The sequence below is a fragment of the Mesoplasma melaleucae genome, from assembly GCF_002804105.1.
Lineage (GTDB): Bacteria > Bacillota_I > Bacilli_A > Mycoplasmatales > Mycoplasmataceae > Mesoplasma > Mesoplasma melaleucae.
Window position 1 is genome coordinate 480366 of record NZ_CP024964.1, and the last position, 14551, is coordinate 494916.

At 26.1% G+C, this 14551-nt stretch carries 20 protein-coding genes and 5 tRNA genes; 2 read left to right on the forward strand and 23 right to left on the reverse strand.

Features of this window, described 5'->3' with window-relative positions; genetic code table 4:
* Positions 1–41: 41 nt before the first annotated feature.
* From EMELA_RS04895 to EMELA_RS02525, 7 genes are all read right to left on the reverse strand, one after another.
* Positions 42–674: a hypothetical protein gene (locus tag EMELA_RS04895; RefSeq protein ID WP_028124112.1), complete on the reverse strand. Its 633-nt coding sequence runs from the start codon at positions 672–674 to the stop codon at positions 42–44.
* Positions 675–704: 30 nt separating this feature from the next.
* Positions 705–1010 (reverse strand): hypothetical protein, encoded by a 306-nt coding sequence (locus EMELA_RS02500; protein ID WP_028124111.1) that lies wholly within the window; start codon positions 1008–1010, stop codon positions 705–707.
* Between the two features lie 199 nt (positions 1011–1209).
* On the reverse strand, positions 1210–1560 hold the full coding sequence (rbfA, locus tag EMELA_RS02505) for a 30S ribosome-binding factor RbfA (protein ID WP_028124110.1): 351 nt from the start codon (positions 1558–1560) through the stop codon (positions 1210–1212).
* Between the two features lie 27 nt (positions 1561–1587).
* On the reverse strand, positions 1588–2238 hold the full coding sequence (gene mtnN / locus EMELA_RS02510; protein ID WP_028124109.1) for a 5'-methylthioadenosine/S-adenosylhomocysteine nucleosidase: 651 nt from the start codon (positions 2236–2238) through the stop codon (positions 1588–1590).
* Positions 2238–3347, reverse strand: a complete 1110-nt coding sequence (locus EMELA_RS02515; RefSeq protein WP_028124108.1) for a nicotinate-nucleotide adenylyltransferase — start codon at positions 3345–3347, stop codon at positions 2238–2240. Before EMELA_RS02515 ends, mtnN begins: the two co-directional genes overlap by 1 nt.
* Positions 3326–3871 carry a tRNA (cytidine(34)-2'-O)-methyltransferase gene (locus EMELA_RS02520; protein WP_028124107.1) on the reverse strand — a complete coding sequence of 182 codons (546 nt, stop codon included), beginning with the start codon at positions 3869–3871 and terminating at the stop codon, positions 3326–3328. Before EMELA_RS02520 ends, EMELA_RS02515 begins: the two co-directional genes overlap by 22 nt.
* The gene (locus EMELA_RS02525; protein ID WP_028124106.1) at positions 3868–4464 is read right to left on the reverse strand and encodes a non-canonical purine NTP pyrophosphatase; all 597 of its coding nucleotides are present in this window, start codon (positions 4462–4464) and stop codon (positions 3868–3870) included. Before EMELA_RS02525 ends, EMELA_RS02520 begins: the two co-directional genes overlap by 4 nt.
* Positions 4465–4526: 62 nt before the next feature.
* Between EMELA_RS02525 and EMELA_RS02530 the strand changes: the two genes are divergently transcribed.
* Positions 4527–5291 (forward strand): phosphotransferase, encoded by a 765-nt coding sequence (locus EMELA_RS02530; protein ID WP_028124105.1) that lies wholly within the window; start codon positions 4527–4529, stop codon positions 5289–5291.
* A gap of 23 nt (positions 5292–5314) precedes the next feature.
* Here EMELA_RS02530 and EMELA_RS05370 read toward each other — a convergent pair whose 3' ends face one another.
* From EMELA_RS05370 to rpmG, 4 genes are all read right to left on the reverse strand, one after another.
* Positions 5315–5527, reverse strand: a complete 213-nt coding sequence (locus EMELA_RS05370) for a methylated-DNA--[protein]-cysteine S-methyltransferase (protein WP_198407631.1) — start codon at positions 5525–5527, stop codon at positions 5315–5317.
* A 103-nt stretch (positions 5528–5630) separates the two neighbouring features.
* A complete protein-coding gene (locus EMELA_RS02540) occupies positions 5631–5909 on the reverse strand; it encodes a hypothetical protein (RefSeq protein WP_028124104.1) in 279 nt (92 codons plus the stop codon).
* A gap of 77 nt (positions 5910–5986) precedes the next feature.
* A complete protein-coding gene (locus EMELA_RS02545; RefSeq protein ID WP_028124103.1) occupies positions 5987–7060 on the reverse strand; it encodes an aminopeptidase P family protein in 1074 nt (357 codons plus the stop codon).
* A gap of 64 nt (positions 7061–7124) precedes the next feature.
* A complete protein-coding gene (rpmG, locus tag EMELA_RS02550) occupies positions 7125–7268 on the reverse strand; it encodes a 50S ribosomal protein L33 (RefSeq protein WP_028124102.1) in 144 nt (47 codons plus the stop codon).
* A gap of 186 nt (positions 7269–7454) precedes the next feature.
* On the opposite strand from rpmG, the gene EMELA_RS02555 reads away from it, so the two are divergent.
* Positions 7455–8522, forward strand: coding sequence for a hypothetical protein (locus tag EMELA_RS02555; protein WP_028124101.1), 1068 nt, complete (start codon positions 7455–7457; stop codon positions 8520–8522).
* An 82-nt stretch (positions 8523–8604) separates the two neighbouring features.
* Here EMELA_RS02555 and EMELA_RS02560 read toward each other — a convergent pair.
* The 12 genes from EMELA_RS02560 to EMELA_RS02615 all read right to left on the reverse strand — a co-directional run bounded on the left by EMELA_RS02560 (position 8605) and on the right by EMELA_RS02615 (position 14545).
* Positions 8605–8693 (reverse strand) — tRNA-Leu (locus tag EMELA_RS02560).
* 7 nt (positions 8694–8700) lie between these two features.
* Positions 8701–8776: transfer RNA gene (locus tag EMELA_RS02565), tRNA-Lys, on the reverse strand.
* 5 nt (positions 8777–8781) lie between these two features.
* Positions 8782–8856, reverse strand: a tRNA-Gln gene (locus EMELA_RS02570).
* A 5-nt stretch (positions 8857–8861) separates the two neighbouring features.
* A tRNA-Tyr gene (locus EMELA_RS02575) sits at positions 8862–8945 on the reverse strand.
* A gap of 7 nt (positions 8946–8952) precedes the next feature.
* Positions 8953–9028: transfer RNA gene (locus tag EMELA_RS02580), tRNA-Thr, on the reverse strand.
* A 117-nt stretch (positions 9029–9145) separates the two neighbouring features.
* The gene (locus EMELA_RS02585; protein ID WP_084485290.1) at positions 9146–10213 is read right to left on the reverse strand and encodes a lysophospholipid acyltransferase family protein; all 1068 of its coding nucleotides are present in this window, start codon (positions 10211–10213) and stop codon (positions 9146–9148) included.
* A 1-nt stretch (position 10214) separates the two neighbouring features.
* Positions 10215–10700 carry a dihydrofolate reductase gene (locus EMELA_RS02590; protein ID WP_028124099.1) on the reverse strand — a complete coding sequence of 162 codons (486 nt, stop codon included), beginning with the start codon at positions 10698–10700 and terminating at the stop codon, positions 10215–10217.
* Positions 10693–11028 (reverse strand): holo-ACP synthase, encoded by a 336-nt coding sequence (locus EMELA_RS02595; RefSeq protein ID WP_028124098.1) that lies wholly within the window; start codon positions 11026–11028, stop codon positions 10693–10695. Before EMELA_RS02595 ends, EMELA_RS02590 begins: the two co-directional genes overlap by 8 nt.
* An 81-nt stretch (positions 11029–11109) precedes the next feature.
* Positions 11110–11583, reverse strand: coding sequence for a deoxycytidylate deaminase (locus EMELA_RS02600; protein WP_034971159.1), 474 nt, complete (start codon positions 11581–11583; stop codon positions 11110–11112).
* The gene (locus EMELA_RS02605) at positions 11583–13037 is read right to left on the reverse strand and encodes a hypothetical protein (RefSeq protein WP_028124096.1); all 1455 of its coding nucleotides are present in this window, start codon (positions 13035–13037) and stop codon (positions 11583–11585) included. The genes EMELA_RS02600 and EMELA_RS02605 overlap by 1 nt, the downstream gene beginning before the upstream one ends.
* A complete protein-coding gene (locus EMELA_RS02610) occupies positions 13018–13953 on the reverse strand; it encodes an RluA family pseudouridine synthase (RefSeq protein WP_028124095.1) in 936 nt (311 codons plus the stop codon). The genes EMELA_RS02605 and EMELA_RS02610 overlap by 20 nt, the downstream gene beginning before the upstream one ends.
* Positions 13937–14545: a signal peptidase II gene (locus EMELA_RS02615; protein WP_028124094.1), complete on the reverse strand. Its 609-nt coding sequence runs from the start codon at positions 14543–14545 to the stop codon at positions 13937–13939. Before EMELA_RS02615 ends, EMELA_RS02610 begins: the two co-directional genes overlap by 17 nt.
* Between the last annotated feature and the right edge of the window lie 6 nt (positions 14546–14551).

Here is a 14551-nt window from a genome sequence, read left to right on the forward strand (position 1 = left end):
TCTTTTCATAAAATTAAATTATTAAAATCAGATTAAATAAATTAAAAATTTATTAAAAATTTTAATCCAATATTATTTAACCCTTTTATAATAGGACCACTTGATTCATAATTATTTAAAAATAATATTTTTACTAATTCAGGTGCTGTTTGTAAATTTAAAATCTTATAATTAGCAAACCTTAAATTAAAATGATTAATCTTGTTTAATGCAGTTATTTTAATTCCATATCTTATAAAATCTTGAGCTAGATATTCTTTAAAATCAAATTTATAATAGTTTGCATTTGAAACTACATTATTAATTGTGCCGCTTATATTAACCTTCATACCTACAATAAAATTATTATTTCTACTTTGAATATAAAATTTAGTATTATTAAGTTTAACAATAATATAGTTTGTTTTACTTTTTACTACTGTTCCAATATCATTTATTTCTTCATCTTCAATAAATTTACTTGATGTTCAATAATAATAAATTATTGTTAGAAGTATAAAAATAATAATTCAATATACTAAAAATCATTTCTTATGTTTAGTTTGAAGTATAAAAAAATAACAGAAAAATAAAATTCCAATTAATAAATAGATGAAATTATTCGTGTAAATGAAATAATAAATTGTAACAATTGATAATAAATAAGCAAAATAAAGTAAAAGATTAAAATCCATCAGTTTAATAATTCCTTTTTCATATAAAAATTAATCATTTTTAGATTCACAAAATAACTCTACCTCCTTTTTTATTAAAGAAACAGGTTTTGATTGTTTTAATATAATAAACAACTCTTTTGTATCATCAGCTTTTAATTTCAAACTTTGTAAGTCATTAATTTTTAAATCATCTAATGTAATTTTTACAACATATTTTTCTTTTATATCTAAAGTGATGAAATCAGATATTAAATCAATTTTTATTGGTTCAAATCAACTTAAATTACTATTTTGATCTTGAAATTCAATTCAATAATTTTTATACTTATTTTTGGTAATTTTTCTGGATAACAAAAATCTAATAAAGTTGTTTTGAATTCATATCTAACTTGAAAAATAAATTATTTAGATTTTTTTAAATTTTTACACCAAAAAAACTTGTAATAAAAACAAGGATTAAGATTAAAATAATTGTAAATAAATAGTATTTTTTCTTTATACTTGTTATTAAACAAAAAATAAAAAAATCTACCGAAGTAGATTCTATTTTAAACTATTTATTAACTTTACTTAAGATTTCTTCGATACGATTAGCATTTTCTAAACTTGTATCATATTCAAAATGTAAGTCAGGCACTGTTCTAGTATCTAATTTATGCGCTAACTTCATTCTAATTGCTTTTTTATTTTCTTCTAATTCTTCTGCAATTAATTCTTTTGTAATATCTTTATTTAATGGTAAGAATGATCAATAAATTTTAGCTATTTCGCTATCATTTGTTAATCTTACTTCAGCGATTGAAAGAGCCTTTAAAATATCGTTTTTCATTTCTCTTTCAATAATAATTGTAAGTTCTCTTAATATAGTAGCTTCTTTTCTACCTTTGATTTTGTGATTTGCCATAAATCCACCTCGAGTTCTATACTCTTATTATAATATTTTTTTAAGCATTTTTAAAATTTCTTTACTTGCAATTTTAATAAATTCATTAAATTGAATATTATTTGCATCAGTTTTACCAACAACATCACTAACTATTTTAATTACACTAAATGCTTTATCAAATAAATATGCTGTTTGAGCATAAGCAAAGCATTCCATATCTAGTACACTTGCTTTATCTTCGATTTTATTTACAAATAAATTAACTTGATCTAGTGAATGAATGAAAATATCAGATGATGCGATGTTTTTAATTTTTTCAAACTGTATTTTATTTGTGATGTTTGTTTTGTTAGTCTCATAATATTTTGGCATTCTTGGAACTTGACCATAAGCATAACCAAATGCTGTTGCATCAGCAACACTATTATAAACTTTATCTATTAGTACAACATCACCTTGTTTTAAACTATCATCGCAACTACCACTTGTTCCAATATTTATAATTCATTCAATCTCATACTTAGTTAAAATATAAGCTAATTGTGCAGCTGAGTTAACTAAACCTACTCCAGTTATACAAAACATGATCTCATCATTTTTATAAATTAAGAACTTTTCATTTTCAACCTTGGTTAAATTGAAATAAGCAATTGAATCTTGTAATTCTTCATGCATTGCACCAATAATTAGTTTCATTATTTGTCTCCTTTAATATAGTAGTCATAGGTTCTTAAAAGTTTTTTGCCAATTGCATCAATTCCATGTGTTTTGATTGCAACTTCATATTGATTAATCAATAGCTTTTTAAATCCTGTTTTTAAATTGTTAAAACATTCTGCTCGATAGTATTCAACATTTTCATAATTACGTTCTTTGCTAATTTTGTCAGCACAAAATATAATCATGTCTAGCTTAGTCATATTTTCGCACCCAACTGTATGATTATAAACTGCGTTAATAATTTCTTCGTCTTTAATAAGTCAATCATGTTTTAAATGAAACGCTCCTGTGTAAGAATGCCACACTGGTTTTGGTTCAATTAATAAGGTTTTATCATATTTTCTTAGGTATGCAATTTGTTTTTCATTATCCCATCTTTTTGTAATATCATGCAATGTTCCTGCTACTTTTGCTCTTTGTGGGTCAATTCCATTGTTTTTAGCTAACTCAGCAGCCATTTCTCCAACATTTAAGCAATGTTCATATCTTTTTTTGTCCATGAAAGGTTTTACACGAATATCTAAATACAATAAATGATAATTAATATAGTCATTAACTTTTGGAGTTAATAAATTTAATTCTTTTAATTCTCTTAATTTTGTTGAGCTCAAGAAATTATTTTCAAATTGATAAATTGGAATATGATATTTAGTGGCAACTTCTTTTTTATATTCATTACTACGTTCAAAAACAATGAAGTGAATCATTTTTATTAATTCATCAAAATTATTTCATTCTTCTAATCTATTTAAATTGTCTGATCCAATTACAAACGAGAAATCAATATCAGAATATAATTCTTTAAAATGAGAAACAGTTTCATAAGTTGTTGTAACACGATTATTATTCATTTCAAACTTATCGATTTTAATATATGGTTCATTTTCAAAAATTAAATTTAATAAATTTAATCTTTCTTCATTTGATGTTTTGGTTGATGATTTAAAGGGATTTAGAAATGTAGGAATAATTCATACTTCTTCAAAACCTAATTTATCATGACAAGTTTTTGCCATATTAAAATGGTCTGTATGAACAGGATCAAAACTCCCTCCAAAAAGCGCTATTTTTTTATTATTTTTCATCTTTCACTCATAATGTAGTCTTTACCCTTTTGCACTTCTGTCTTACTTAAAGTTGGGTAATCTCATTGTCTTAAGATTTCATAAGTAACTATTCCTACAGTGTTTGCTACATTTATGCTTCTTGTTTGTGGTGACATTGGTAGTCTAAAAGTGTTTGTATAATTATCTTTAATAATTTGTTTTGGAATTCCTGATGATTCTTTTCCAAACATCACAAATACAGGTTTGTCATAGCTATTAAAATCAAAATCACTATGTGGTTTTTCCCCATATCTTGAAATGCAAAATAAATCAATATTTGGATTCTTTTCACAAAAATCTTCTCAATCATCATATAACTGATATTGTACTAAATCAAAAGTCCCTGCACTTGCACGATTTAATTCTTCTTTTTTGAAAATAAAACCTAATGGTTCAATAATATGTAGTTTAGCATTAGTTGCAACAGATGTTCTAATAATAGCTGCAACATTTTGCGCTATTTCTGGTTCATATAAAACTATATTAACTTGTCTTTCCATTATTTAATTTCCTTTTCAATTATTGCTTTAATTTCATTTAATGCATAAGCTCTAGCAGAACAGTTAACTTTTTCTTCTTCTGTTAATTCTGCACAATAAACATTGTATTGTTCAGGTTTAAAAATGTAGTCATAACCAAATGTATGATTAGCGAATTTTAATTCATCTCCCATAACACCTTTTGTTATTCCTAATGCTTCATAACTTTCACCTTTATTGTAGTTTGTAATTACAATCGCTGTTTGCATATTCATGTTTTTATCGTCTAAGTTTTTTGTCTTATCCAATATCATTTTACATATTTCTTTAAAGTCAGTCACAGGATATGCTCATCTTCTTGAATAAACACCAGGAAAACCATCTAAAGCGTCAAAAAAATAACCAGTATCATCACCAATTGCTCAACCATCAATATATTTTGAAAGCGTTTCAGCTTTGATTTTTGCATTTTCTAATAAAGTTTCTCCGTCTTCTTCAGGTTCTACATAATCAAGCAAATCTTTCACACTTTTAATTTCATAATCAGGTAATAATGATTGAAATTCTTTTATTTTGCCTTCATTACTTGTAGCTATTCATAATTCTTTTTTATTCATGACTGCCTTTCTATGATAATTTGATAATATATATTATATATTTTAGAGGTTTAGGTAATAAAATGAAAGCACTTAGCGGATTAAGTAATAAAATAACAATTAAACAAAATGATTTAATAAAAGAAACGTATATATATGTTGATAAATACCTTGATAGAGCGAATGAAATTAAGGTTTATGAGCAGTTAAATCAAATGAATCTTGATTTTTTAATTGTTCCTTTTAATTGAGAATTTATAGATAATAAAATGATGTCTAAAACTAAATATTATGAAGGCGCAATTACACTTCATGAGACTCATATTTGTGTTAATAAAATGAAAGCAATTATTAAACTAATAAGTAAAATACATAATTTAGAATTAGTTGATATTAAAGCTTTTGATCCTAAAGGATTTTTAGATTTTTTTATTCAAAATACAAAAAAATGTTTATTTGATTTATCAGAATTTAAACCTAAAGTAGAATCAATAATTAAAAGCTATTGAGATGATAAAACTAAGCCTGTTTTTTCACATAATGATTTAGTTAAAGGTAACTTTATTAATTATAAAAAAGGTTGAAAAGTAATCGATTTCGAATATGGTATGTATAATCATTATTTGTTCGATTATGCTAGTTTTATTAGTGAATCATTAAATAAAAAAAGATGAAATGTCTTTATTAATATGCTTAATTTAACATCAAAAGAATTAAGTAAATTACACGATTTAATTTATTATCAAAATTATCTTTGAATTTACTGAGCAAGTTATATGTTTGAACAAACAAGTGAACAAATTTTTGTTGAAATTACTAAAGAAAAAATTGCAAATTTAACAAACTAATTAATTAGCAGTTGATTCAAGATTTAATAGTCATTTTTTGGTAATTTTTTGCGATCTATTCCACCACTATAACCACCAATTTTTCAATTATAACTTATAACTCTATGGCATGGAACAACAACTGAAATCAAATTTTTACCATTTGCATTTGCAACTGCTCTAAAAGCATTTTCATTTCCTAAATTCTTTGCTAATTGTTTATAAGAAATGATTTTATCATAAGGAATTTTTAATAATTTAGATCAAACTTTTTTTCAAAATCAGTATCTGTCATTAGTACAGGTATTTTAAATAGTTTTGTTTTACCTACAAAGTAATCATTTAATTCTTTTTTAAAGTTTATAATTGTATTATTTTTTCAATAGTTATTTTAGTATTAGTATCAGTTTTAAATTTTATAATTCTTTTCACAAGATTTTTTTTATTTAAAAATTCTAATAAGTATATATTCTTCTGATCACAAATAACTATTACTTTTCCTAATTCAGTTTTGATAATAGACGCAGATAGTATTAACTTTTTATCAGATGGCAAACTTGAATCTTCTAATAGTATTGATAATAAATATTCTTTATCCTCTTTATTTACATTCAGATTCATTATTTGGTTATTTATCATCTTTTTTACCTTTAAATCTATTGTTTAATTATAGTATTAAAACAAAATAAAAACAGCAACTAAAGTGTTTAAGGTAATTAAAATTTTAGTTTAACTAATTCTCTTTTAGCTGATGTTAACATTCTGTATCCATCTTTTAAAACAAGTACATCATCTTCGATTCTAACTCCACCTAAACCTGGAATATAAATTCCTGGCTCAATTGTTAAAGTCATATTTGCTTTTAAAATTGTTTTACCTGTTGCAGATGCGTAAGGTTCTTCGTGGATTTCAACTCCATAACCATGACCTAAACCATGTGTAAAGTATCCTCCATATCCTCTTTTTTCAATAAAATCATAAACTTGTTTATGAATATCTCCAGCATTTACACCTTCAGATACTAAGCTTATTCCTAATGATTGAGCTTCATAAACTGCATTGTAAATATCTTCTAATTTTGGATCAATCTCACCAATTGCAATTGTTCTTGTTTGATCTGAACAATATCCATTGTAATAACAACCCATATCAATAGTTACTAAATCACCAAGTTCGATTTTTTTATCAGTTGGAACAGCATGTGGCATACTTCCATTAACTCCTGACGCAATAATAGTATCAAAAGAAATTTTTTCAGCACCTTTTACTAAAAATTCATTATCAATAAATCTTTGTAATTCTTTTTCAGTCATACCTGGTTTAACATATTTTAAAATTGCTTCAAATACTTCGTTTGTAATATCACAAGCTTTTTGTAATTGTTCAATTTCTCATTCATCTTTAACAATTCTAATTTCTGAACAATTAATTGGCACTAAAGTTTGATCTTTAAAGATTTTTGTATATCTTTCAAATTCAGCATAGTGAACTCAATCAGATTCAAATCCTAATCTCTTTACACCGTGTTCTTTAAGAATTTCATTCATTTGAGTAAAAAGGTTACTTGATAATTCTCTTATTTTAATTTCTGCTGGAATATTTTTAGAATTTCTAGCAGCTGTTATATATCTTCCATCAACTAATAAATAGCTTTTTGTTTTAGTAATTAATAAATATCCTAATGATGATTTAAATCTAGAAAATCAGTATCTATTTTCAGGTGAATAAAATAAAATTGCTTCAGCTGAGCTAGCGTCTAATAATTGATTTATTATTTCTTGTTTTTTCATAATGTCTCCTTGTTAAACTTATATAAATATTATAGATAATAAAAAAAAATAAAATAGTTAAAAACTATTTTTTTTGTTTATGTAATTCGTGTTTGTTACAATTGCTGCAGAATTTTTTAACTTCTATTTTTTCTTTTTTCTTATCATTTTTACCTATGTAATTTTCATTTTTACATTCATTACAACGTAGAATATATTTTTCACGCATAAACGTCACCTCGCTAAACTTTTCTTGTATAGATACAATATCTATTTAATATTATCAACCTTTATGTTTATTTACAAGTATAGATGGACAATTATTTTATTATTGACAATATTAAATTGGTTATTTTGTAAGTTTTATAGTAAAATATTATTAATGATTTTTAATCATTTATCTTAAGGAGGAATAATGAAAAAAATGATAACCCTTTTAGGAGCAGCAACACTGTCTGTTTCTTCAGCTACTGCTGTTGTTGGATGTAGTAATAATTCTGTTGCAGCCTATAATAATTTTGCAAAATTTGCAAATGCTACTAAACCAACTTTTGATGAAGAAGGTAAAGTTACAAAACAAGGATCAACATTAATTTATTACATTGGTGCTGAAGATAACTTATCTTCATTATCATTTGAATATGCAATGAAAGTAGCAAGTGGAGTTGGTGAAACTGCAACATTAGATGAAGCATTTAATAAAATAAATGATGCAGCAAGTTCAAATACATTTATTAATGATTTTAAACAAATCGGTGAAACTTTAAAAACTAATGATAAAACTGGTGCTGATGATCAACTTGCTCAAACTGAAGTTAAATACAATAAGAAAAAAAGTCTATGATATTTTGAGAGTCAATCAAATGGTTTTTCTTTTAGTAACGGTGCAAATAGTAATAAAATTGAAATTCAAGGTTCTACTGTAGAAACAGTTGGAGATTTATGAACTGATAAAGGGACTAAAAAAATATTAAATGATTGAATTAAACCTTCAGTAGCTAGAATGGTTTATTCTGAAACTCAACAAGATAGTTGAGATAAAACTAAAGACAAAACAAAAATTGAAACATTGAACAAAGAAATTAATGACAGAGTAGATGCAATCAAAAGTTCAAAAGGACCTTTATTCTTAATTGTTAGAAATGGTGAATTTATTGGTTATTTAGAAGGTTTCAATGTATATAATGAAGTATTTGTTAACGGTGAAGATAATAGCTCATTAAAACCTACAAAATATGATCAAAAAGAATTAATTGATAATTTTGACAAAGGTATAAATTCAATCATTAATAATAAAGACATTGTATTTAATACATATAAAACTGGAAGTACAAGTCACAAATTAACAAGTGATGCTTGAAAATGAGAACATTGAGATAATTGAGTAGTTAGAGATTCAACTTCTTCATCAAGCAGTTTTCGTGAAGGTGAAGGTGCTTCAAGTACTTCTTATTCTTACACTTATAATTTAAATAAATATTAATAGGATTGAATCCTATTTTTTTATGTAATTTTAATCTGTTTTAAAATAAAAAAACCAATCAAAGATTGGTTAAATTTTTAAATGGTCCCCAAGGCCAGACTTGAACTGGCATGGGAGATAAAGCCCGGTGGATTTTAAGTCCACTGCGTCTACCGATTCCGCCACTTGGGGTTGTATATGGTGACTCGCCGGAGGCTCGAACTCCGGACCCACTGGTTAAAAGCCAGTTGCTCTACCGACTGAGCTAGCGAGTCAAAGTTGGTTGGGCTAGCAGGATTCGAACCGGCGCATGAGGGAGTCAAAGTCCCTTGCCTTACCGCTTGGCTATAGCCCAATAAATGGTGGAGGGGGAGGGATTCGAACCCCCGAACCGAAAGGAAGTGGGTTACAGCCACCCGCGTTTGACCGCTTCGCTACCCCTCCATTTAAATGGTGCTGACTAAAGGACTTGAACCTTCGACCTATTGATTACTAGTCAATTGCTCTACCAACTGAGCTAAGTCAGCGATGCCTTCTTTTTGCTATCCTCTTTAACAAGGACAATATTTATTTTATATTATAAATATTAAATAAACAAGCAAAATTTGAAAAAAAATTACATATTTTTAAAATAAAAAAAGTTGTTAACCAACAACTTTAAATAAGTCTTTAATTTTTTTCTTTTCCTTATTTTTTTCGACTTTTTTCTTGTCACCTTTTTTGAAATCTTCTCTGTTTTTTAAGTTAATTTTATTGATGATTTTGTGATCTAATAGAATTTCTTTATCTACTCATTTTTTCATATTTTCAACAATTACTTTTTTAGTATTTTTAGTTAAATCTTCTGTTTTCAAGGAAATGTGTTTTAATGGCATAATTGGTTTTCCAAATACTACTTTAATTTCAATGTGTTTTGGACGATCTTTACTAAATACTTGGTATGAATTAATAATTGTTACAGGAATAACAGGAGCATTAGCCATTTGAGCTACTTTAAGTGCTGCTGAGTGGAATTCACCTATTTCTTGTGAATGACTTCTAGTTCCTTCAGGGAATATTGCTAATGAACGTTTAAAGTCAACTACTAATTGTTTTCCTTCTTTAAATGCTTCTAAAGCACTTCTAGGATTGTTTCTATCTAATGGAACACAATCGATTAAACGTACAAATCTACCAAACTTTTTATGTTCTCATAACTCTTGTTTAGCAATAAATGCTAATGGTTGTTGTAAGTAAAAGTTATTTAATGTAATAAGTGCAACTGGATCAAAACTTGATTGGTGGTTAGGTACTAAAATAACACCACGATCTAATCAGTTTTCAATTCCTTCACATTTAACTGTAATGTTAGAAACATATAAAATTCTGTTAGCTACTTTTTTAACAAAATTGTAGCAGTACTCTTCAGAGTAATAACCAGGACTTTTAATATTTTTCTTGCTAATTTTTTTTGCTTTACGCATCATGCTTCACATTGGTAATCACATGTATGTCATTTTTCAAAAACTTAATTTTAATTTACGTTTTTTGCTTTTATCAGTTGAAACTTCTGTTTCAACTACAGGTTTTACTTCTGCTTCTATTTTTTTAGTTTTAACAACTTTTTTTTCAACTTTTTTTGTTTCAGTTTTTTTTGGTTTAGCTGCTGTCTTTTTAGATTTAGTTTCTATTGTCTTAGCTTTAGATTGCTTAATTTCTTTTTCTTTAGCCATTTTATTTTCTCCTACTCATGTATTCTACATAAAAGTGTTCTTTTTCCACTATATTTATTTTATCAAAATTATTATAATTAAAGTTTTTGATATAGACATTTCCTTCAAATTGTCCCTTTATGATGGTTCTTATAATTTCATCACAATCATCAAAAAATAAATCATAAACTTGACTACCACCAATGATATAAATATCTTTATTTTGATTATTTTTAAATTGACCAATAATACTTTTTTTATCAGTTACAAAAATTAAATTTTCAGAAGCATATGCATTGTATTTATTTGGGTCTCTTGTCAAAACATAATTAACACGATTTGGTAATCCTTTGTAATTCATTGACTCAAATGTTTTTCCTCCCATTAAAACATTTTGATTAAGGGTTGTTGATCTAAAATGTTGCATTTCTTCTTTAATTGATCAAGGTAGTGCATTATCTTTCCCAATTACAGAATCACTTGTTTGTGCTCATATCATTTTAATCATTTTGTTTTACCGCCATTCCAACTGCATATTTCTTTTCATGTGAAATTGAAATCAAAATATTTTTAAGTTCTTTATTTAAAATAATTGGTGTTTGATCATTATAACCAATATCTAAACTACTCATTGGAATTTTTTCATTAATTGATAAAGTTTTAATAATTGCTTCTTTAACTGCTCATCGACCTGCAACAAATTCTATTTTTGCTTGTTTAGAGTTAAGCTGGTTATATTTTTCTAATTCATTATTTGTTAAAACTTTATTTAAAAAATGTTCTGTTAAATTAATGCGTTTATTTTCAACAATATCAATTCCAATTTTTTCTAACATAAATTATTCCTTTATTTTATTTAATTTTACCAAATTAATAGTTAATAAAAAAACCTTACAAGTAGAATTGTAAGGTTTTGATTAATCTATTGTAATATTTACATTAAAATCATTAATTTGTTTATATTCTATTTTTGCTGCTTCAAGCATTCTTTTTGAAGCTTGAACTTCTTTAGAATCACTATATTTGTCTTCTAAATAATAAACTTTACTAATTCCTGCTTGAATAATAATTTTAGTACATTCATTGCATGGGAATAATGTTACGTATACATCACAATTAGTTAAGTTTGTTCTAGCACTTACAATAGCGTTTAACTCAGCATGTGCTACATATGGATATTTAGTGTCAATTCATTCACCATCTCTTGTTCATGGGAATTTATCATCATCAACACCTCTTGGAAAACCATTATAACCAGTTGAAATAATTTGTTTTAAATTATTTACAAGAATTGCTCCAACTTGAGTTGAAGGATCTTTACTTCTCATTGCACAAACTTTTGCAACAGTCATAAAAAATTGGTCTCAACTTAAAAAATTTGTTCTTTTCATTAGTATTTTAATTCTAATCTAAAGTTTGATGCTAGATTTTGTGAAAATGAAGTTGTTTCTAATATTGAAGCATTTAATGAGTAAACAATTCATTTATCATTTCAAAGTCCTTTTTCATTGAATCTTCCAACTCAACCGATCTTAGCAACTATTTTATTGTAGTGATCAATGTCTCCACCAATTTTATTTCTTCCATAAAATTGTAATGCTGCAATGATGTTGTAGTTATATGCAGGTGCTTTTTTTAATGTAACAATGAAAACAATTCCAGTTACAATAAAAGCTACTAAAAATAAAATTAAAATATTTTCTCTTCATGTTCATTCTTTAACAGGTTTTTTAACCAATCCAGCAAAGATTGATCCAAAGATAATTCCTGACATTAATACAGAGAATGAACTTAATTGGTCTTCACTTGATAAAATTGCTAAAACAATTAATACGATTGGTCAAATTACTTTTACTTTACCAAATTGAGCAATTGGTGATGTTTGACCTGAAACGTTCATAGCTAGAATTCCAACCATGATTCCAATAATTGGAAGTGAACCTGAAGTTATTGTGTAAGGAAGTGTTGCAGAAACAACAAAACCAAGTGTGATATATGCTAATACAAATGAAATTGCTAATTTTCAGATATTTCCAATAATAATTTCAGTAAGTTTACTAATTGAAAATAATGATGTTGTTAATAAGAAAATCATTAATGCGCTAAATACAATCCCACTTCCTGAATCCATTGCACTGAATCCATAAGTGAAAATTCTTCATCACTGCCCACCTGCAATTGTTAATGATTGATTTGTACCACCAAAGATAATCATTGGAGCTTGTCATGCTCTTGCAAGTCAAGGTTTAGCAACACCAGCTTCATCGATTGCAATCCCTTGTATGATATTCAAATTCATGAATAAACCAATAATAGTAAATGATACTGGCATGATAATAAAGAAAAATAAAATAACTCATGTAAAACTAATATTATTATTCTTAATTTTATTTAATGCTATCTTAAAATTATTTAACTTAATTTCGTCATTTAAATCTTCATCTTGAATTTTTTCAGTTTTATTTACTTCAGCAATTGTTAAATAAGTTTCTTTTAATTGAGTGATTGATGGTAAGAATTTAACTAGATTATTTTTTAGTTCTTCTGGTGTTGTTATAATAAGAATTTCTTGATCATCTTCAGTTAATTCATTTTTATATTCACTAATAACAATTTTTAATTTTTTAACTTTGTCATTCATAAAGTTTTTTTGTACAGTAACTTCGATATCTGATCAAATTTCAGTAGACCCATCAATTTGAAGTTCAACTAGTGAATATTCATTTAAATTATTAATGAATAAAACTTTAGATTCTTTAATTTTTTTATCAACGTTTTTGTATTTATAAATCTTCTTTAAAAATTTAACTAACTCTTGATATGTCTTAAATTGTTTTTCAGTCATTTTCAACACCACCTTCTTCAATAATCTTGTCTTTAAATTCTTTTGGTAATTCTGCTTTTAATTTTACCATTTCTTTTGTGATAGGGTGTCAAAATTCTAATTTATATGCATGTAGCATTTGTCCAAAATCAGTTGGTTTTTCAGCTAACTTACCATAAGCAGGGTCATTTACAATTGGATGCTTAATAAAATTAAAGTGTACTCTAATTTGATGTGTTCTTCCTGTTTCAATTGCACATTTAACCAGTGTTGTTTGGTCTAAACGTTTAATTACATCAAAATTTGTTACTGCATATTTAGAATTTTTTGATGCTACCATCATCTTTTTACGATCATTTTGATGTCTACCAATTGGGGCATCAATAATCCCTTTTTCTTCTTTAATTTCTCCTCATACTAAAGCAACATATTCTTTATATATTTCATGATTCTTTAGCATTTCAGTTAGAACTTGATGAGCTTTATCATTTTTTGCAACAATTAACAAACCAGTTGTTTGTTTGTCAATTCTATGAACTATTCCAGGTCTTTCAACCCCACCAATACTACTTAAGAATTTTTCATCTCTTCCTAATAAAGCATTAACCATTGTGCCTTCAGTATTTCCAGCACCTGGGTGAACAACCATATTATTAGCTTTATTAACAACTAAGATATCATCATCTTCATAAATAATATCTAAATCAATTTTTTCAGCATTAATTGTTGAAGGTTTAACTTCTGGTATTGTTACTTCAATTTCAATTTCGCCTTGTAAATTAAAATTTTGTTTTGTTTCAATGTTTCCATTAACTGTTACATGTCCATTTTTGATTAAGTTTTGAATAAAGCTTCTTGAATATTCAGTAGATTCAGCTAATGCGTCTACTAAGTATTTATCTAATCTTACTTTTTCAACATTAGCTTTGAATTTCATTTTTTACCTCTTCTTCTGCTTTTTCTTTATTCGGTCTAAACATATTAACAATTTCAATTATTAAACAAATTGCTCCAATTCCGATTCCTATATTAACTAACATATCAGCTAAATTAAATATGTAATTGCCAGATCCTAAGAAATTAAAATCTCACATAAACATATCAACAACTCCACCATGAATTCCATCAATATTCGCTGGTGCTCATGATCTTGCTAGTAAATTAGCAAATCCTCCGGCTAATAGAACTGAACAAGTAATAATTCATTTTTTATCATTTAGAAATACAAATACAATCATTAAAGCTACTACAAATAGTGTTGCTAAAACTATAGTTTGCGCAAGTTTATCACCAGAATCATTATTTCCATAAGCTGATCCTAAGTTAATCACATAACGAAGATTTAAAAATCCTTTAATAAAATTTTTACTTTCACCTTGTTGCATTGTTGCAACAACAATTCATTTAACAATTCAATCTAATAAAATTAATACTGTCATTATCGGAGCAGCAATTATTAATTTAAATTTTCATTTATAATCATAATGTTTCAAAAGAAAAATAATATTTTCTGTTAAATTGATATTCATTGCTTA